Genomic DNA, 21,242 nt, shown 5'->3' on the forward strand with positions numbered 1-21,242 from the left:
AATGACGCAACCCACCTCGTTAGTTTGGCTACCCGGACTACTTTGTGATGGCACATTGTTTGAGGAAGTCAACCGAGCGTTGCCAAGTTGGGTTGAGCCTTCATGCCCGACGCTGGCTTCATTGCCGTCAATGGAACAGCTGGCGCAGAGAGTGTTGCAAGACGCACCGCAGGAGTTTGTCTTGGGTGGCTTATCAATGGGTGGGATTCTTGCCTTTGAGGTGTACCGTCAAGCGCCAAACAGAGTCAAAGGCTTGATCCTCATGGATACCAATGCAGCAGATGAAAAGCCAGAGGTGACACAAAAGCGTGATGCACTGGTTAGCCGTGCGTTAAGTGGTGAGTTTGAACGCATTACGCCTGACACTCTGATGCCTGTGCTGATTCATCCCAGCCGTTTGCAAGACAAAGTGTTGACAGAGCGTATTGAAGGCATGGCGGTCAATGTAGGTTTGGAGGCATTTGAAGCGCATGCTAAAGCGTTAGCAACTCGCCCGGATGCTCGACCTTTATTGGCGGACATTCAAGTTCCTACGTTGGTGATAACAGGTAAAGAAGATAAGCTTTGTCCGCTAGACAATCACCTGCTCATGGAGAGATGCATCCCAAACGTCACGCTTCATGTTATCCCTGAGTGTGGGCATCTATCTACGCTGGAGCAGCCTTTAATGGTTAGTGAAGTGATGACTACTTGGCTTCAAGATAACTTTGCTTTGTGTTGATAAGAACTTCATCACTCACCACCTTAAGGCTACTTGGGTATAGGTGGTGAGCGATGAGTATTATCAGAAGTAGTAGCGAATACCTGCCGCGAATTGATCATCACGATTTTCGAATTTGCTGCCATCGTACTGATCTTTACCTAGGTCGAATTGGTATTCAGTCCAAACTAGGAATTTGTTCTTCTGGAAGTGGTATTCAACACCAGGAATCAGCAAGTTACGCTCGTAACCTTGCGTCTCGTCACCGCGATCTTCCATGTAGTTGTAGTTCAACGTTGGGCGTAGGCCGTTGTCGAAGTGGTAGTAAGTGTAGATTTCGCCACCTAGGGTATCGAACATTACGTCCGTACCGCCTTGGCTCACTGCTTCCCAGTTTTCACCAACGTGGAAAGTCGCACCTGCGTAGAAGCCACCGTTGCTGTAGTTTGCGCCCAATAGCATGATGCGCATGTTGTCGCCGTTTTCTACGCCAACCACGCTTGCGTCTAGATCCGCAACTTCATTTTGATGGTAAGCCGCACCAAGTGTTACGCCATCAACGGGTTTGTAAGTGATAGACGCACCCATGCCGTTTTTCAGTGAGGCTGTCGCATTGCTTGCTAGAGCAACATCTTCACGCGTGGTTTGGTAAGTAAAGCCGTAGCTCACTTTTTCATTAATTGAATTACGGTACGTAATTGAGTTTTCCGCACGACCAGCACCGGATGCGATACCCCAGTCAGCTAGGTTGTAAACACCTGAGCCACGAGTACCGAATACACGACCTAAATCGGTGTACCATGCTACGTCGTAGAAGGTAGACCACTGCTTAGTACCCGCAGCAATCTTGCCGTATTTTTCGTGATCAACACCTGCGTATAGCAAGCGGTCGTAAATGTTGTCGCCGTTCGCGCCAGAGTTGTAGCCCCATTCCGCGTGACCGAAACCAGTCCAGCCGTTATCCAGACCCATTTGGCCTTTCAAACCGAAACGTGAGCTGCCGCTGTTCCATTCGCCGTTGTCATCACCGCCACGGTCTTGGTAGCGAAGATCGAAACGGCCATCGATGGTTAGGCTGTCGCCAGCGTCATTAACAAAAGTGTGTGCAGCAAAGGCTGAGCTAGAAGTAAGCGCTGCTAAAATCACTGCAGAAAGGGTCGACTTTTTCATCATCAATCTCATTATTCAGGGCGCAGAAAGCCACCGTGCGTTCATGCCCGTTTTGAATAAGGGTTCTATCTTGAGGTTGTGCCCCATCCTTGAGGCACGAGTTGGGAGCATGTCGCCTGAACCGAGAGGGGATTCAGGCAACATAAAGGCGGGTTGACAATCCGCCCCTAGGACTTCTTATAGAGAAGGGTTTAGGATCTGTTGAGTACGCTCGAACACGTCTAGACCTTGCTGTTTTAGCCAGTAAGGAAGGTCGATCAGTACCCAGTTCTCAGATAGCTTGTCGCCGTCACGGTAGTAAACGTCAACCACTTGCATGTCTGCACGTACTTCACCGCCTGTCATACCTAGGAAACCACCGATTGGCGTGTTAGATAGGTTTGGCCAGCCGAAGAAACAAGAGAAGTTACCTTCTGCGAAACGACATACGTGGCCGTTAAACTTCTTGTCTTTCAGGTTGTTACGGAACGGCAATTGGTGCTGCTGTTGGTAACGAGGGATTGTGTAAGACGCACCGATACCACATGGACCGTACCAGATCATGTCTTTAGACCAGCTCTTCTCAAGAACTTCTGGTGGGCAACCCATAGCACCGCTGTCGTTTAGTGCAGATAGGTCATCAACCATCTTGTTCACTAGTGCTAGTGTTGCTACGCCTTCTTCTGGTGCTGCGTCTTCGAACAGTAGACCGTCGTGGTTACGAGGACCAGGGTATACGAAGTGCTTACCTGTTGATGGTGGTAGTGGGTAACAACCCGCTTGGTCCATCGCACCTAGAAGGTCTAGGAATAGGCCAGTCTTAGTGATCTTGCCGTTTTCAACACAGTTAAACTCTGCGTAACGGATGTTCATGATTTTGCCAGTTGGGCGCATGCCTAGGTATTCAGCGTCGAATAGACCCATGAAGTGACCCATGCTCATTACCCAGATTTCACCTGATGTTACTTCGTTCTCACCACCGATGAAGATGTCTTGACGACGCTGCATGCGAGTCATTGATTTCATCAAAGGAGCCCAGAAAACGTCAGCCGCTGCTTGAGCGCCTTGTTGCTCACGGAATGGGTAAACACCACGCCATAGGTAATCTTTTGAAGTATGTGCTTTTAGTACTTCTGCCACGTTCTCGTGAGTTGCGTTTTCCATTGCGCTGAAGTATTCACGTACAACGCGTTTTGCTTCTTGATATTTAGACATAATAAACTCTCTTATTTGCTGTCGAGTCGGCTTTGGGAACAGGACTCGAAACTAAGTTTTTTCATCCGGCCGGGGAGCCAGCCGGAGTTTTTGAAATTCAGTTACGCTTTTGCTGCTTCGGCTTTTTTGCTCTTATCGAACACGCCGCCTTTTAGTGTCTCTGGCAGTGATAGCCATAGAAGACCAGCAAGGATCCATACGATTGGTGAACCCCACATTGCGGTTTGTAGGTCGGTACGCTCTTGGATGAAGATAAGTACCATTGGTGCCCACATACCGAGGATACGACCGCCGTGGAATAGCGCTGCGCCGTAGCTACGTAGGTGTGCTGGGAACAGTTCTGAGAAGTAACCACCCCATACCGCAGAAGAAGACAGACCGAAGTTGTAAATCAGACCAAGTAGAGCCAGCATGTTTAGGCCGCCAATCACCATGTCGCCAGGTGCAACAAAGAAGATTGAAACCATGATGCCCGCTAGGATGAAGCCAAATGCGTTCACCTTACGACCGAATTTGTCAGCTACCCAACCCCAGAACCACGCACCAAACAGTGAACCAAATGCTGAGATAGAGAAGATGAGACCGATGGTTGCACCGTCGAACATACGTACATCACGTAGGTATGTGGTTACGAAGCCACCAAAGAATTGGAAACCGTAGAAGTTAAGGCCAGCCAGTAATAGACACGTTAGAGTGATCTTACGGTAAGGCTTGCTTAGCATTTCGCCCCAAGAGCCTTTTTTCGCTGGTGCATCTGATTCTTCTGCTTTTGCTTGCTCTTCTTCACCGTAAGCGATCACTTTGCTGTCGCTAGGTAGTACAAAGATCATGACAACAGCCGCTGCCAATGGTGGGATACCACCGACAAGCATTAGGCTTTCCCATGGTGCATCAATACTTGCAATAAATGCTGCATACGCACCCATTACCATCAGTGCTACAGAGAACATAGAAGACGCGAATGCCGTCAACTTACCACGTACCGTTGGCGTAAATAGGCCGATCATCAAGCTTACTGCCACGGTGAAGTAACCACCCAGTGACAAACCAATGATGAAACGCATTGCTGCCCATGTTGTGTAGTCGGTGAACATCATATTGATGATCGTTGCGCCACCGTTTAGGGCTGTGATGGTAATAAGAGTGGATTTCTTACCAAATTTTGTTGCGAACCAAGCACAGCTCAATGCACCGATAAGTGCACCAACCGACTGCCATGTATAGAACTGGGCAGTGTCTGACAGGCTAATACCATCATACGCTTCAACGATGTATGGGCGTACGTAGTCAATAATTACAAAGTTATAACAATAGAAAAAGTAACCAACCAGTATTGCTAGATAGGCAGCTACCCTTTGAATCATAGGAACTTCGCTCATGTGTCTTTTGGCATTCATGACCGATAAACCTCTATTTCACTTAGGATTTGTTGCTATTCAAACTTAAAGAACACGATCTTATTGGGATCATCTTCGATTTCGTGTCGTGGTGAATCATAGTTTTTTTAAGGTCATTAGATCCGTGATCAATATCAATTTTAAAATGAATGCGTACCCAATTTGTGATTTTTAGTGATGGGAGTCTCATTAAATCGGTCTTTTTGGCATTTTTGAATATATAACCGTCTATATTGGTGATTATAGTCACAGTTATGGCGGGATTATCGTTTAGATATGCTTTTTTAAAGTAATATCCAAGCACAAATAATTAGCACCCAGAATTATGGAAACCCTGAAATGGTTACGTACTCAAGTTTTGTGGTGATTGCGTTATACGTGTTAATCACCATATTAATCAGCTATTTAGTGAACAAGCGCTACAGCAATGGTGGCGACTTTTCTACGGGTGGAAAGCAATTTGGCTGGTTTACGGCGGGTGTTTCGATACTTGCGACTTACATTAGTGCGATGACGTTTGTAGGGATGCCTGGTTGGGTTTATAGCTCTGGCATGGAAGCGATGAGTATTCACCTTAACTATCCCATCGTTATCTTTTTCACCGTCATTTTCTTTGTGCCTGTCTTCTATAAGCTGGGCTTGACTTCGATTTATGAATACCTTGAGCACCGCTTTGGGGTGTATGCAAGAACCATCAACTCGATTGTGTTCATTGTGGTTCAATGTATCTCTGCGGGTGTGATTTTGTATGCCGTGGCGCTGATCTTAGTGCAAGTTCTGCCTATCAGTATTTCTGAAGCCATTATCTACATTAGTATTTTCACCGCTTGCTATACCTATGCGGGCGGAATTTCCACGGTTATCTGGACCGATATGTTGCAATCTGCAGTATTGGTAGCAGGCAGCATCGCTATCTTTGCCATTCTAATGACAGAGATTAATGCGGCAGATTACCTTTCTCGTAATCACCTGAATATCATCAACTTAGACTTTGATTTAGGCGTAGATACCACACTCTGGGCTGGCGTGGTTGCCGTGAGCTTTTTGCATTTGAGTGTGTACGGCACCAACCAATTGATCATCCAACGCACGTTAGCGACGAGATGTGAAAAGACGGCGCAGAAGTCGATGCTGTTGTGTGGTTACGGTGCGTTTTTCGTGTACTTGTTCTTCGCGGTACTCGGTGTTCTTTTGAGTGTTTTCTATCAAGATCAATCATTTGAAAACAGCAACGAAGTGATTTTGGATTTCGTCTTCAACCACACTAACCCAATAGTCGTTGGTTTGATCATTTCCGCATTGGCGGCGGCCGCAATGTCGACCTTGGACTCGACCTACAACTCAATGGCGACTGTCGCGACGTTCGATATCTACAAGCGTTTCGTTCGCAAGAGTGCCGATGATGAGCACTACGAAAAAGTCGCAAGAAAGATGAGTTTGCTCGCTGCGGCCATGGTGGTAGTGCCAGCTCTTCTGGCGGTATCGAATGAATCGGTACTCAAAACCATCGCTAGTCTGACTTCTATCTTTGTTGGTATCCGTTTGGGTTCATTCGTGCTTGGTTTATTCTGGGCGAAAGCCAATGAGAAAGGCGTGATCGTTGGCAGTATCATGAGTGTGATTGCGGTGTTTACTGCGATGTATCTCGACGTGGCTTGGCCGTGGTTCGCGCCAATTGGTACGTTTGTCTTCCTTTTGTTTGGTGTGTTAGTGAGCCGTCGTTGGGGCGCTGTGACTGCCGAGCAACAAATTTTTATCAATAATCAAAAACATCTTTTTGCAAAGCCAACCGCAAGCCATTATGGGCTGTTGGTGTTCGCTGTGGCGACCATCGCTGCTTGTATGGTTCTCCCTGATTGGCTTTATGCTGCATTGTCGTAATAGGTAAGTTTATGCTGTCCATCTTTGATATTTACAAGATTGGTGTGGGCCCTTCTAGCTCTCACACCAATGGTCCAATGATCGCGGGTTACCACTTCACTCGTTTGATTGAATCGAACTTGGCAAAAGTGGTTCGTATTCAAGTTGATTTATACGGCTCACTCTCGTTAACGGGGATTGGTCACCATACTGACCGTGCAACGATTTTGGGTCTGTTGGGTAACAAACCAGATACCATCAAAATTGCTTCTGCGAACAAAGCGATGCGCAAGGCGATTGAAGAGGGCATGATGTCTGTCGATGGCCGTCATGAAATCGAATTCAACTACAAAACGGATATGTTGTTCCACGAAGAGAACCTTCCTCTGCATGAGAATGGCATGACGATTACTGCGTTAGATGCGCATGGCAATCAGGTTGGGTTTGAAACTTACTACTCTATCGGTGGTGGTTTCATCGCAACGGCAGATGAACTGCAAAATGGCAGTACGACTGCGACTGTAGAAGTTGAGTTCCCATTCTCCAGCGCGGACGAAATGTTGGCACAGGCTGAGAAGAACGGCATGAGCCTCGGCGGTATGATTCTGAAAAACGAACAAGCGTTTCAGAATATGGAAGCCATCAATCAACGCGCAGAGCAGATCTGGCGTGTGATGACGCGTTGCATGGAGCGCGGTTTCGAGACAGAAGGTATCTTGGATGGCGGCTTGAACGTGACCCGCCGTGCGCCTAACTTGCTGAAGAAGCTTGAAGCAAATGCAGCGATTGAAAACGATCCAATGGAAATCATGGATTGGATTAACCTGTTTGCTTTTGCTGTGAGTGAAGAAAACGCGGCTGGTGGACAAGTCGTAACGTCGCCAACTAATGGTGCGGCGGGTGTGATTCCTGCGGTATTGATGTACTACCATCGCTTCATCAAAGAGCTTGATACTAAACAGCTTAAAGACTTCCTTGCTGTATCCGGTACGATTGGAATTTTGTACAAAACCAATGCGTCTATCTCGGGTGCCGAAGTGGGTTGTCAGGGCGAAGTTGGCGTGTCTTCTTCCATGGCGGCAGCTGGCTTGACCGCGCTACGTGGTGGCAGCAATGAGCAAATTTGTATTGCGGCCGAGATCGCCATGGAGCACTCACTAGGCATGACTTGTGACCCAATTGGTGGCTTAGTGCAAGTACCGTGTATTGAGCGTAATGCAATGGGTGCAATGAAAGCGATCAATGCATCTCGCATGGCACTAAAGCGTAATAGTAAATGTTTGATCTCGTTGGATAAGGTGATTGAAACCATGTACCAAACGGGCAAGGACATGAACAAGAAATACCGCGAGACGTCACAGGGTGGGTTAGCTTTGATTCACCTAGCGCCGCCTTGCGAATAATGAGTTAGGCACATCTAACCAACAAAAAAGCCGAAGCACTGAGATGCATCGGCTTTCCTTTTTTGGAACGTTTATAATTTAGCTATGCGTTTGCTCACCTTTTGGTGTGCTTTGGTTTGGTTGATAGTGCAAAATCACCATCGAGGTGGGTGACAGCAAGACTTCGCCTTCAGCATGTCCTGGGTTGAGGTTACGTACGTTTGTATCACAGATCGTCACCCATTCTTGCTTTCGCTCATTGGGGAGCTTAAAGCGCGCTGTGGCGTTAGTTTGGTTGATGAGGTAGACCAACTCTTGTCCTTCTTTACCGATACCAAGGTGAAGTGCGACAGAGCTTAAACGGTTCCAATCATCGTGCTCCATTAAGCGACCGTCTGTTCGGCGCCAGAAAATGCGGTTGTTATTGCGGTTTTCGCCACTGAAAGCTCGGATAAATGGCACCATGTATTGATTTCGGTTGGCGACCATTTGTGACATCCATGCTTTGAAATGTTGCTTACGTTCTGTCTCTTCCCAGTTCAGCCAACTGGTTTCGTTGTCTTGGCAATAGGCATTATTGTTACCGCCTTGGGTGTGAGACAGAACATCAGCAGTGAGAATGTGTGGGATACCGAAGGCAAACAGCAAGCTAGCAATAAGGTTGCGTTTTTGCTTCTCACGCGTGGCGATGATCATCAGATTTTCGGTCTCGCCTTCAACACCGTAGTTTTCTGAACGATTGTCGCCGTGACCGTCGCGATTTTCTTCGCCATTGGCTTCGTTATGTTTGTGCTTGTAAGACACTAAATCTTGCAGTGTGAAGCCATCGTGATACGTGATGTAATTTACGGTGAGTTTGTATGGCCAGTTCGCTGCACTATAAATGTCACGAGAGCCCATTAATCGAGTGGCAAACTCTTTTAAATAGCCTTGATCACCGCGCCAAAAACTGCGGGAAATATCACGCAGTTTGTCATTACATTCGTTCCAACCAAATGGAAAGTTACCCACTTGGTAGCCATTTGGACCAATATCCCAAGGCTCGGCAATCAATTTGGTTTCACGCAAAATTGGGTCTTGCGCAACGGCTTTAAAGAAAGCTGCTTCTGGGTTGTAATCATCGCCCTGTCGACCTAACGTTGCAGCCAAGTCAAAACGGAAGCCATCGACTTTAAATTCGCTAACCCAGTAGCGCAATGTATCCATCACAAGGTTTAAGGCTGGTTGGTAGGTGAGATCCACTGTATTTCCGCAGCCAGTGTAATTGGCGAAGTGGTTGCCATGTTTGATGTAAAAACAGGAGTCGAGGGCTTTCAGGTTGAAAATTGTAGGCCCTTCACCACCTTCAGCAGTGTGGTTGTAAACCACGTCGAGAATCACTTCGATGCCGTTTTTATGCAATTCGCGAATTGTTGTTTTTAATTCCGTAACGGCGTCTTGTTCTGCGTAGCGCGGATCGGGCACCATAAAGAGATAAGGGTTGTATCCCCAATAATTGACCTTTTCCATCTCTAGTAGGTGAGGCTCATGCATGCATGCTGCGACAGGTAGCAATTGCAGCGTGTTGATGTTTTGCTGTTTGTAAAAGGCCAGCATTTCAGGTGATGCAAGACCTAAATAGCGCCCCCTCAGCTTGTCCTCAACCTCTGGGTGGCGTTGGGTAATCCCTTTGACGTGCGTCTCAAACAACACCATCTCTTCTCTGGGTATACGCGGGTGATCCGTGTTTTGCCAGTCAAAATCATCTTCGATAACGACGCACTTCGGCATATCGAAACTTTTGGCTGGAGAGTAGGGAGGATGATAGTGGAGGGCTTTATCTATTGATTTTGCGTACGGATCAGAAATTAACAGTGGCTCGTCCTTGTGGGAGACAAGATAACCGTATTTTTGCCCCGGCTCAATATCTGGAATAAAAGTATGACGTATGCCAGCGTATTCATTCGGTAAACCGCGAAGCTCGTAGCTGCCATCGTCTGCAAACAATGCCAGTTGAATGTCTTTTACGCCCGGAGCATGAATAGAGAAGTTACAGCCTTCTTTATTCAATGTTGCGCCCAGGGGGTAGGGGCGAGAGAGAAGTCGTGTCATCGGAGATACTTTATTTAATATTTATTGCTACCTTTAGGAAACTATAAGTTAAAAACTTTGTCTTACTAAGGTCAACCACCCTAAATATAAAAATATTCGTGTAATTTAATTACTTTATGTGACGGCTTAGAGTCAAAAATATGAAATGGCTATCACTTTGTAGCGGCTCAAAACCGAACAAACTTACTAATTCCTCCCTAGATTGGTGATCTGACTCGAAAAAACACCATTCGGTAAATTTTCTACTCCCTTCTCATCCCCCTTAAATTAGTTTAGGGCGGAGGAAGTCATCCTTGTACGCCTCGGGTAATCTCACAACTGTTGAAACAAACGGGGATTCGTTCCCATCTTACCTCTCTTTCTTTAGGTGTGTTTTTACTGCCTATATTCACCTAAAAGAGTGAGCAGGGAAGACAGAATTATAAATACCCTTAATGGAGTTAAGAATGAAAAAAGTAAGTGCAATTGCTGCTGCTGTAGCTGCAACTTTAGCTGCTGGTTCTGCATTCGCAGTGGATTTCCACGGTTACATGCGTGCTGGCGTTGGCGTGAACGCTGACGGTGGTCAACAATTAACATTCGAAAAGAACAAGATCGGTCGTCTAGGTAATGAAAGCGATATCTACGGCGAGATTCAACTAGGTAAAGAAGTTTACAACAACAACGGCAAAACGTTCTACGTAGACTCTATGGTTGCAATGACTTCTAATGGTTCAAACGACTGGGAAAGCACTTCTGCTAACTGTGGTTTGGATAACGGCGAAGTGAAATGTGTAGACGATGCACAATTCGCACTACGTCAGTTCAACGTTCAAGCTAAAGGCCTACTAAACTTTGCTCCTGAAGCAACGCTTTGGGCAGGTAAACGCTACTACCAACGTCACGACATTCATATCTCTGACTTCTACTACTGGAACATCTCTGGCGCGGGCGCTGGTGTTGAAGGTATCGAAGCTGGTCCTGGTAAAGTTTCTTTCGCTTGGGTTCGTAACGACCGCGGCGATATCGCAGACCCAGGCAACGATGGTGGCGCAACAAACGTAAACACTCTAGACGTACGTTACGCAGGTCTTCCTCTATGGGACAACGGTTCTCTAGAAATGGGCTTGAACTACGCAATTCTTAACGAAACTGACGCTGCGCCAAACGGCACTAAAGATGCGAAAAACGGCGTAATGTTCACAGCTGAATTGACTCAAGGTCTAGACGCTGGTTTCAACAAAACAGTGCTTCAGTACGGTACTGAAGGTTACTCTAAAACAATGGCATTCTACGGCGACGGTAGCTGGTACGGCGCAGAAGCTGACAACGGTGCATCTGGTTACCGCCTAATCAACTGGGGTGTAATCGGCATGGGCGACAGCTGGGAAATGGGTCACCAGTTAGTGTACGGTGTTGGTGAAGACATGTGGGCTGGCCAAGACAAGTGGGAAACAATGTCTGTTGTTGTTCGTCCAATGTACAAATGGGATGACAACCACAAAACTATCTTCGAAGCTGGTTACGCTATCGACGATAACGACGGCGAAGAAAACAAATACGGTAAGCTAACTGTTGCTCAAGCATGGTCTGCTGGCTCTAGCTTCTGGGCTCGTCCTGAAATCCGTGTTTACGCTTCTTACCTAACGGCTGACAAAGAAGACAACTCAAACACATTTGACAACGGTCGTTCAGACGATACGTTCCAATTCGGTGTACAAGCTGAAGCTTGGTGGTAATCATCTAGCCACTAAGTCCTAAATTGTCCTAGAATGATACAGCCAGAACTTATCTGGCTGTATTTATTTAAAAAACAATAAAGAGTCGAGGTAGACAGTAATGAAAAAATGGCTTGCTCCCGTACTGCTGGGCATGTTGGCTACTGGTTGTGCGTCTGTAGAACAAGTAGAGATGAGTCCAAAAGGTCAGCAACAAGTGATCACGCAATCGGGTGATATTCAATGGGTACCGCTTAACGTGCCTGTGGTTACTGAATTCGCTTTGACTGATAAAAGCCAAATGTTGTTGGATGGTAACAGTGCTGGCGCTATTGCAGCGTTTGCTCTTCCAGGTAACCGTGGCAGTCTCGATATCAAATTAGAGACATTCGTAAGTAAAGAACTTCAATTTTATGCTCCTAATGTCGCAGTGATGAACTCGGCAGGAGAAACCATTTACCAAGCAGATTTTTCAAAGTTTAAGTACGAACCAGCAAAACTGTTGGACAATGATAAATTCGTACTTGATCTCAATGTGATTCCAGACATGACAGGTAACGATCTGCATGTGTTGGTTTACACGACTTCCGCCGATCTAAAAGGAAGTACACAAGTTTTACACCCTGCAAAAGCCTTCGCCATGGCGCGTCACACTCAGCCGCCAGATATTGCAGACCCTCTAGCGAAACATAGCCCACTTGGTCAGTTCCGCTTTTCGGTATCCGCGAATGATATTGTGAATACTAAGATTGTTGCGAAAAACGATAACATTCCCCAAGGTACGGACCTTACTAGCTACTACTACAGCTCAATTGAAGCGGCAGTCGCAGCGAATGATATTCCGAAAGCGCTCACTTTGCTTGATGAAGCAAAAGAACTGGGTATCGAAGGTGCGCAACAAGTGTTTGTGAAAGCCGTAAATAGAAAATAATCAGATAAAAAAAGGTCAGCGAAATGCTGACCTTTTTCATAGAAAATAAAGTAATAAAAATACCCCTACATAGAGTTACCTTATTCACATAATTATTTTTATTACTTTGTTTTTTATATAGGTTGGATCAATAATTAATGGCAGTTCCTAATTTATTTTGTGTACTTAGGAAATAAACAAACTTCTCGAAGTGATTTAAATTCACAATCTGACGATATTTATTTGTCGTTTGATATTTCCATTTTAATAACGATTAATATTTCTTTTAACCGTTGAGTTTATTTTACTTTGGATATACTAAAAAGGAATTACGTGAAATGAACATGATGAAGACCTCTCTTGCTGCTGCTCTACTTGTTGCCTTAGTGGGTTGTCAATCGACTGCAGAACCAGAAGCGGCCGCAGAGCCTGTTGTTAATATGTCTCAAGACGAAGTGGTTGCTTTCATGAAAGCGTGTGACAACCCAGATAGCACAGCGAAAGGACCTATTTCTAAACCACTATTTGTAGTGGGTACTTTTGCGGATTCCGATTGGAAACACGTGTCTCAGCGTCAATACACCTACAAAGGGAATAATTTCTACCAAGCCGTGGTTCAAGAAAAAGTAGGCTCCTACAAAATGCAGTACGCGACCGAGTTGTGGTTCCCACAATTTACCGCAAAAGGTAATAGAATGAACGTTGGTGAATTAACACCATTAACATTTGGTGGTTATGGTACGGATACTTCGGTTGATATTAAAGAAGATGGTAAATATGTATGGAGTCTTCAGTTTGAAGGAAAAGGTAAACCTGTTCATGTCATGGTAAATAAGTGCCAATAATATTCCATTCAATTATTTAAAATCTATTTTTATTTATTAACCCCTGCATGAAACACATGTCGGGGTTAATTTTATTACTCAAATGTCATTAGTTTATTTGAGTAAGTTAGGGAGAATAAAATGCGTAATATCCTACGTAACCATCGCCTGTCTCGATCGTTGCTTGCGTTAAGTGTGATTGGTGCTTTATCTGCGTGTAATTCTTCTGGTGGTGGCGACACTAATAGCAGCACTCCGCTACCGGATACCAGTTATGCTTGCCAAGCCAATGTCATGGCGCAAAGTAACCAACTTCGTACTTATCAAATCATGGTAGAGAGTTTTGTGGATGGTGATGCGAGCATTGGTCACGGTACAGGTTATGGCACCAGCCATCATAACGGCGATTTGCAAGGAGTGATTGATTCACTCGATTACATCCAAGATTTAGGGATGAACGCGATTTGGTTGACGCCAGTTTTTGAATCGGAAGCGATAGCGGGCCAAGAACACTGGGCCGATCGTCTGGATGCCACGGGCTACTTTGCAACGGATTACTTCACCATTGATCCACGTTTTGGTGATTTAGAAACGGCGAGAACCTTGGTCGAGGAAGCACACAAACGCGGCTTATACGTGTTTTTTGATGGTGTATTTGGTCATCACAAAGATGGTTTGATCAAACCATCTCCCTCCGGTTTGTTGCCATCGGGATCGAGCAATCCCGTTGATTACCCGGCCAGTCTCGATTTCTACAAAGAAGTGGCAACGTATTGGATCAAAGAACTGAAGATTGACGGCTGGCGTTTAGATCAAGCCTATCAAGTTCCGACAGACGCTTGGACACAAATTCGTAAAGCCGTCGATGAAGCCTCACAAAGTGTGACGTACACCAATAGCAAAGGCGAACAAGTGAATCCGTTGGGTTACATGGTGGCAGAGATTTGGAAAGGGGAGTCTGAGATCGCGAATGAGGCGTATGGATCGAACAGCGATCCGGCACTGTGCTCTGCATTTGATTTTCCTATGCGCTATCGCATCGTTGAAACTTTGGCCGTGAATGAGAGTGGCGTGGGTGGTCGCGGTGTGGATTGGCTAGACAACGGTTACAGCACACACAACCAATATCCAACACATGCGCAGCCGAATTTGATGATCGGCAACCATGATTTAGTGCGCTTTGGTGACTTGTTACAGCGCGGAAACTTGGCGGATGTGAATGATGTAGAATATTGGTTACGCCATAAAGCCGCGTTTGCTTTCCAAGCGGCGTACACAGGGCCAATCACGTTGTACTACGGTGATGAAATCGGGGAGCAAGTGGATGGTTTTGCCGTAAAACAAGACAACAGCACCTGCGCCATTCAAGGTTTGTGCGATGATCACGTTGCGCGCAGCAGTGCGAAAATTGAAGGCGTGACGGCGACGCTTGATGCAAACCAAGCCGATCTCAAATCTTATGTGACATCGCTGATGACAATGCGCGATGCGCATCCTGCACTTTATCAGGGGTCACGCACGAATTTAGTTGCGAGTAACGGCAGTTATGTGGATTTGAAACAATCTGGTTCGGACAAAGTCTTGTTTGCGCTAAATACCTTAGAGAGCGCTAGAAGCGTCACTCTTACTCAGGAGAGTGTTGGTACTGGTGAGTTGGTGGATTTGCTCACGAATGAAAAAATTACTCCGAGTAATGGTCAATATCAGATTCTGATGTCGCCACTACAAGGACGATTCTTTGCGGTAAAACCTTAAGGAATTATTCAGAATTGATGCTCACCAGTTGAGCTGACCACAAGCTTTCTTATAAACAAGCCAAGTGTTGTTGCTGACCCCCATAGGCGCACACTTGGCTTTTTTCTGTCTGTTTTACTTTTCCCTTAATGGTTTTACGACGATGTAGCCAACAAGTTGCTTCGCTTTTTGTATTGGCGTTTGTTTTCAGCAGATGGATATTTGTGAGATAAGCTGCACATTAAAAAGTAAATTAACACTTGTGCAACGTAAAAATGTGACTGAAGGATTATTTATGCCCCACTAATATGTTTATCGTGTCTGGGATTTATATAACTAATGGAAAAGTATAATGAAATCCATAACGAACTCCCTCTGTCTCCTTGCTGCTGTTAGCTCTCCGTTTGCATATAGCCAAATTATCAACGGTGACTTTGAACAGTGGAATGGCAATGTACCTACGCAGTGGTCAGAGATTGACGCGGGCATTACAGTGTCGCCAAGCAGCGAGCAAATCAAATCGGGTGGTCTGGCTGCCCAGGTCGTCGTGAATACAGGTACCCAAAGCAACACCGACTTTTTGCAAACCATTAATGTGGAGCAAGGGAAAACCTATCCGTTTTCTGTCTCGGTTTATCATACCGAAGGAAATGTAAAAGCACGTCTGGTGGTTGATGGTTATCACAATTACTCGAACCCACAACAGATAAACCAGTGGCAAGAGCTCGCGCACAACTACACAGCGAGCTCGAACAAGACCATCAACGTCGGTTTGCGTTTTTACGATGAAGCCAGTTTTGATGGCTCAGAAGTTGTCTACGTCGATAATTTTCAACCGACTGAGACGAGTACACAACCTCCTGTAGAAAGTTGTAGTGATCACCAAGTGGTCTTGACTCTCACAACAGATAATTATGGTTCAGAAACTAGCTGGACGTTAAAAAACAACCAAGCCGAAGTACTGTTTTCTGGTCAGGGATATGAGTCAGCAACCACCATTGAAAAGAGCATGTGTTTAGCTGACGGTAACTACCAATTGACGATTCAAGACGAGTATGGTGATGGCATTTGTTGTGGCAGTGGCGCGGGGTCGTACACGCTGACTGAGGGAGATAAGACTCTTGCTTCTGGCGCTGAATTCTCGAAAAGTGAAACCACCGATTTTAACTTAGGTGACACAACGACGACCCCACCAGTGGTTGATGGTTACTATCAAGCGGCATCTGGTAAGACGGGATACGCTCTAAAAACAGCGTTGTTTAACATTATCAATAATCACTCCAGCCGAGGCTATTCTGCGGTCTGGACCTTGGTAAAAGATGCCGATATTGATCGTTGTTACGAAAATGATGGCTCTATTCTCGATATGTATTCTGAAAAGCCATCTGGTAGCGATACAGTAAGCTTTACCAAAGTCACAGACCAATGTGGCCAATACAAAACGGAAGGGGATTGCTACAACCGTGAGCACTCTTTCCCGAAAAGCTGGTTTGGCGGTAAGGTTGAGCCGATGAACTCAGACGGTCATCACTTGTTTGCAACCGATGGTTATGTAAACGCGAAGCGCAGTAATTGGCCATTTGGTGAAGTGGGCACCGCGACCTACGTGTCTAGTAATGGCTCTAAACTTGGACAAGCAAGCACTAGTCTGGGCTACTCCGGTACGGTGTTTGAGCCGATTGATGAGTTTAAGGGCGACTTCGCCCGTGCTTATTTCTACATGGCAACCCGCTATGAAAATGTTGTAGGTAACTGGGAAGGCAATTCAAGCAATGCGGATGCTGTCCTTGATGGTTCAAGTTCAACGGTTTTTGAACCTTGGATGTTAAACATGCTGAAACGTTGGCACAAAAATGATCCCGTTAGTGAAAAAGAACGAAACCGCAATCAACAAGTGTTTGATTTTCAGGGCAATCGTAATCCATTCATTGATCACCCTGAGTTTGTTGAACAGATTTGGGGAAACTAACACCTTCTTGATTTTGGTATCCGCCATTTAGTGACGCCAATAAAACAAAGGGGAAGCGTGATGCTTCCCCTTTTTCATTATGGATGTTTTCAAATGAAACTAGTTTTTCGTAACGGTTACGATTGGCGCTGACTTGTCAGCTGCATTGAAGTGAAAGTTGTAATTTCCTGCTTCTGCAATCGCAATTTTTAGGTTTGCGCTACCGCCACCGGCTTCCATCGTCAGCCCTTTACCAAGTTCAACACTGCCTTCACCACCGAAGTTGGTGTCTGCTGCCCAGTCTGCGCTCGCAACTTTCATCTCGTAGTTGCCCGCCGCTAGGTCAATGTCTAGCGAGTAAACATCATTAGCGACGTAGCTGAACTTCGCTGCTGAATCTTGCGCTGGAGTGTCCCAACTTGTGATGGTGCCACGTAGGTACAGTGCAGTTTCACCGAATGTTGGTGCATCTGCTGATTTGGTCACTGACACGACCGGTTTTTCTACGCTTTCATCTTGAACATGTAGCGCGTTCAGAGTGAAGTTGTACTTACCTGTTTCAGCAACAGACAGCTTACAGTTACCTTCTGAACCTAATTCTAGTGAACCAGAAGCTATATTCGCAGCTTCACAACCGATGTTTGGATTTGCCCAACCAGAGTCCGCGAATTTGAACTCGTGTTCACCTGCTTCAAGAACGCCAGTTACAGAGTACATGCCGTTGCCAATAAAGGTCATCGCCCAGTCACTGCTATCTGACCACTCGTTCATGGTGCCTTTGACGTAAACCACGGTTTCGCCGTAAGGAGGAATACTCGATACGTCTTTATTATCCGTGTTTACTGGTAGGCCAGCACCTTGAGCGCCGTCTTGTGGCTGTACGAATACCGCTGTTGTCAGTGCTGGTACTGTGAACGTTTCATTGGTGAAGCTTGCACCTTTCACGGTGTCATCCGCAGAGTTTTGTTGAACTTCATGTAACTCGAAACCAGTTGCGCCAGCAACCTTGAAAGATTTCTCAGTTGATGTTGAGTTCACAACGGCCACAACAGCATCGTAGTTCGAATCTAAATCGGCACCTGCTGATGTACCATCGTCGATAGACATCACAATCAAGCCTTCCACTTGGTCTTTCCCTACGTTGCGGAAGTCCACACGGTTCATCACTTCTTGCGCGGTATCTAGGCGAAATAGTTCGCTTGTGCTACGGATTTTTAGTAGCTCTAGGAATTGTTGCTTAGTCAGCTCGATGTCGGTTGAATCTGGTTTCGCCGTGCTGTCACCAACGATGGTTTTGATCAGCTCCCAGTTTGCACCGTCTTTGTCTTCACGTGGTAGACCAACGTTCCAGTTATTGTCGCTTCCGTCGAAGAATACACGGTTGAACCAGTCACCAGAATCGTACGAGTCGCGCTGCATAGATTTAGAGCGCAATAGCTCAGAACCCATGTGGATGAATGGAATGCCTTGACCAAGCATCACCGTTGATAGGGACACAGACTGCATACGTGCACGCTCGGCAGATGAAGTGCCTGTCGCAATCTTGTAGGCGTTGTTATCCCACAATGTTTGGTTGTCGTGCTTAGACACGTAAGAGATGTTCTCTGATGGCACTTTTGTGTAGCCTGCAGGCGCACCATTGTAATCAACGTTCTTACCCAGCTTGGTTTCGCCTTTGTAATCAAGAAGGATGTAGTCAGCCAAGTTACCAGCCATACCTAGACGAACCAGATCTTGGTTGTGTAAACGACCATTCACCGATTCTGCGTCAGTTTTGGTTTCTTCGTTAGGGTAAGCAGCATTACCAAAGCCTTGGTTAAAGCGAAGTGGGTGCTTACCTTCAGAATCTACACCGCCATCAAACGGGCTTCCGCCACGAACTGCGTCACGCAGACGATCAGAGAAAGTACCGATTTCTGTCCCCGCCATGTTGACTTGTGTCGCCTGATCGAAGCGAGCGTTTTGCGCGACTTCACCAAAGTCCCAACCTTCGCCGTAGAACAAGGTATTCGGGTCAATTTCACGGACTTTTTCAAGTGCGTAAACCATCACATCTTTCGGCTGGTGGCCCATAAGGTCAAAACGGAAACCATCGACTTTATAGTCATCCGCCCATACCATCAATGAGTCAACCATTAGTTTACCCATCATCAAGTTCTCGGTTGCGGTGTTATCACAACAGGTTGAGTTTTCGACGCCGCCAGTGTTGACGTTTAGGCGGTGGTAGTACCCAGGGACAATCTTATCCAGTACTGATTTTTCGTTCACACCAGATGCATTTGTGTGGTTGTACACGACGTCCATGACCAGTTTCAGATCCATTTTATGCGTCGCTTGAACCATTTCGCGGAACTCAAGAATACGCTTAGACCCGTTAGGATCGGTCGCATAACTGCCCTCTGGCACGGTGTAGTGGTAAGGGTCGTAACCCCAGTTGAAGCTGTCTAGCATGCGAAGATCGTTCATCAACGCTTGTGCTTTGCCCGTTGTTGGGTCGTAGCTATTTAATACCTCTTCAATCACTTTGCCGTCATCTTCGGTCTCACAAATGGAGGCTTCTGGCTTGATGCCACAAAGTTTACCCACGGTGTCGGTGATATCGACTCGCTGGTCAGCGTCTTCATCCACGGTTGCAATATCAAACGCAGGCAGGATATGTAGCGTTGTTAGGCCAGCATCTTTCAGGGCTTGTAAGTGAGATACAGACTCACGCTCAGGTTCTGTAAGCGCCAGATATTTGCCATCAAGACTTGGTGTGCCTTTGCTGTCGTTAAAGCTGAAATCACGAATGTGTGACTCGTAAAGGACGTGGTCTTCGTCTTTTTTAACCGTTGGGCGTGCGTAGTTTTTCCAATCTTGAGGCATTAAGCTTGGATCATCTAAATCAACCACTTGCGAGTATCGTGAGTTCTTAGACAAGCTCATTGAATATGGGTCTGTTACCAAACGCGTTTCAACGACGCCAGTTGTTGGGTGGTATACCTTAACTTGGTAGCGATAGTATTTGTTGACAACGTTGCTTTGTGCCTCAGAAACCCAGATACCTGTTGCTGGGTCTTCCGTCATGGCAACGGTCGCTTCTTCTGCTAAGTTTTCATCGTAGATTATCAGAGCAACATCTTGGGCAGTTGGTGCCCATAGTTTGAAGGTTGCGGCACCGCCTTCCACAATCGCACCGAGTTCTTGACCGATCGCGTTACCTGCCTTGGAATCGGCAAACACCGCATCCAAAACGCCCGGTTTTTGCACTTCAGTTGCAGAAATGACGTCACCATTTGCGTTGTAAGCCACCATAACGATTTGTGACTTCAGGATCGTACGCAAGGTCGCGTCATCGACATCGATACCCGCAGATTGAAGGCTAGCAAGGTGACGGAAGCGTGATTTTAGTCCATCAGATAACTCACCAGCTTTTGTCAGCTCAACCGCAGTACCGCCAGAGATTTGCTTGTCTTCATCCATTTTGATGTCATTGCTAAGGCTGTAGAACAGCTTCATGGAATCCGCACTGGTCGCCGCTTCCCATGCAATGGTGTTGGCGTCTAACCAATGGGCTTTTTGACCATCAATATCAACAGGGCGCTCTTCTATTGGCTCGTAGTAAAGTTCACTGCTGCCGTGGAAGCCAAACAAACCTTTCGATTCGCCGATTTTCGTCAACTCTACTTTTGAGTTTGCGCTGCCGAACGCTTTCTCATCACCTTTGTGCAGAATGAAGTTCATGCATTCGTGTGGGTCAGAGGCGTCAGGGTTTATTTTCAGTACGTAGTAAGCACCGTAGGTGTCGTTGATGCCATCGAATGGGTGTGGCGCAGACCAATCCGTTCCTGTTCCCGGAATGCCCATTGCGTCTAAATCTGTGCTGGTACAGCCCTCACCGTTCCATAGGTGCAAGCCCCAACCTTCGTAGTCGCTTGCTGTTGAAGCTGATGCTACGTCACGTTTGTAATAAATGACGACTTCGTTCTCTCCCGCAGGGTACAAGCCTGAGCCAGGGTTCGTCGTATCTTCGTTCGTGCTATCACTACCACAACCGCTGATTACCGCGACGGAAATCAAAGGCAGTACGGTTTTGGCAATTGTTGATAATTTAAATGTCTTATTGTCCACGTTTACAAATCCATTGTTATTGAATTGATATTGAGCTGCGCGCTGCCTTCGCTGACTCAATCATCAAGAAGGTTTTGCACACGCTAGAAAGGCAGATGCCAAAAAAGGAAATGTTCAATTAGATGCTAATACACTGAATCATCAGCAAAATGTGAGAGCAGGCTGTTAAGTTTTTTACAGGTGCAAATTTTCTGTCACAGTCGATTTTGTTCACAAATTAAATAA

Annotated in this window: 13 protein-coding genes; 8 read left to right on the forward strand and 5 right to left on the reverse strand. The window is 46.1% G+C overall.

Annotation, left to right across the window (positions count from 1 at the left end; translation table 11 throughout):
* Position 1: 1 nt before the first annotated feature.
* Positions 2-721, forward strand: a complete 720-nt coding sequence (locus tag J4N43_RS16215; RefSeq protein WP_053350176.1) for an alpha/beta fold hydrolase — start codon at positions 2-4, stop codon at positions 719-721.
* Positions 722-784: 63 nt separating this feature from the next.
* Here J4N43_RS16215 and J4N43_RS16220 read toward each other — a convergent pair whose 3' ends face one another.
* The 3 genes from J4N43_RS16220 to J4N43_RS16230 form a co-directional block, all read right to left on the reverse strand.
* Entirely contained in the window at positions 785-1,870 is a 1,086-nt protein-coding gene (locus J4N43_RS16220) for a porin (protein ID WP_062730895.1), read from the reverse strand.
* Between the two features lie 177 nt (positions 1,871-2,047).
* A complete protein-coding gene (locus J4N43_RS16225) occupies positions 2,048-3,064 on the reverse strand; it encodes a nuclear transport factor 2 family protein (RefSeq protein WP_053350178.1) in 1,017 nt (338 codons plus the stop codon).
* Between the two features lie 101 nt (positions 3,065-3,165).
* A complete protein-coding gene (locus J4N43_RS16230; RefSeq protein ID WP_005374774.1) occupies positions 3,166-4,461 on the reverse strand; it encodes an MFS transporter in 1,296 nt (431 codons plus the stop codon).
* Positions 4,462-4,800: 339 nt separating this feature from the next.
* Between J4N43_RS16230 and J4N43_RS16235 the strand changes: the two genes are divergently transcribed.
* On the forward strand, positions 4,801-6,342 hold the full coding sequence (locus J4N43_RS16235; RefSeq protein ID WP_017634478.1) for a sodium:solute symporter family protein: 1,542 nt from the start codon (positions 4,801-4,803) through the stop codon (positions 6,340-6,342).
* Between the two features lie 11 nt (positions 6,343-6,353).
* Positions 6,354-7,724, forward strand: a complete 1,371-nt coding sequence (locus J4N43_RS16240; protein ID WP_053350179.1) for an L-serine ammonia-lyase — start codon at positions 6,354-6,356, stop codon at positions 7,722-7,724.
* A gap of 78 nt (positions 7,725-7,802) precedes the next feature.
* On the opposite strand, the gene glgX is transcribed toward J4N43_RS16240, so the two are convergent.
* Positions 7,803-9,794, reverse strand: a complete 1,992-nt coding sequence (glgX, locus tag J4N43_RS16245) for a glycogen debranching protein GlgX (protein WP_053350180.1) — start codon at positions 9,792-9,794, stop codon at positions 7,803-7,805.
* A 446-nt stretch (positions 9,795-10,240) separates the two neighbouring features.
* Here glgX and J4N43_RS16250 point away from each other — a divergent pair, with 446 nt between their 5' ends.
* The 5 genes from J4N43_RS16250 (at position 10,241) to J4N43_RS16270 (ending at position 16,928) form a co-directional block, all read left to right on the forward strand.
* Positions 10,241-11,512: a maltoporin gene (locus tag J4N43_RS16250; protein WP_005374784.1), complete on the forward strand. Its 1,272-nt coding sequence runs from the start codon at positions 10,241-10,243 to the stop codon at positions 11,510-11,512.
* A gap of 100 nt (positions 11,513-11,612) precedes the next feature.
* On the forward strand, positions 11,613-12,422 hold the full coding sequence (locus J4N43_RS16255) for a MalM family protein (protein ID WP_005374786.1): 810 nt from the start codon (positions 11,613-11,615) through the stop codon (positions 12,420-12,422).
* Positions 12,423-12,739: 317 nt separating this feature from the next.
* Positions 12,740-13,246 (forward strand): hypothetical protein, encoded by a 507-nt coding sequence (locus J4N43_RS16260; protein ID WP_053350182.1) that lies wholly within the window; start codon positions 12,740-12,742, stop codon positions 13,244-13,246.
* Between the two features lie 120 nt (positions 13,247-13,366).
* Entirely contained in the window at positions 13,367-14,980 is a 1,614-nt protein-coding gene (locus tag J4N43_RS16265; RefSeq protein WP_053350183.1) for an alpha-amylase family glycosyl hydrolase, read from the forward strand.
* Positions 14,981-15,311: 331 nt separating this feature from the next.
* Positions 15,312-16,928 (forward strand): endonuclease, encoded by a 1,617-nt coding sequence (locus J4N43_RS16270; protein WP_053350184.1) that lies wholly within the window; start codon positions 15,312-15,314, stop codon positions 16,926-16,928.
* Between the two features lie 99 nt (positions 16,929-17,027).
* Here the strand turns inward: J4N43_RS16270 and pulA are convergent, their stop codons facing one another.
* The gene (gene pulA, locus J4N43_RS16275; protein ID WP_053350185.1) at positions 17,028-21,017 is read right to left on the reverse strand and encodes a pullulanase-type alpha-1,6-glucosidase; all 3,990 of its coding nucleotides are present in this window, start codon (positions 21,015-21,017) and stop codon (positions 17,028-17,030) included.
* Between the last annotated feature and the right edge of the window lie 225 nt (positions 21,018-21,242).

Origin of the sequence: Vibrio sp. SCSIO 43009, from assembly GCF_023716525.1 — a bacterium.
Classification (GTDB): Bacteria; Pseudomonadota; Gammaproteobacteria; order Enterobacterales; family Vibrionaceae; genus Vibrio; species Vibrio alginolyticus.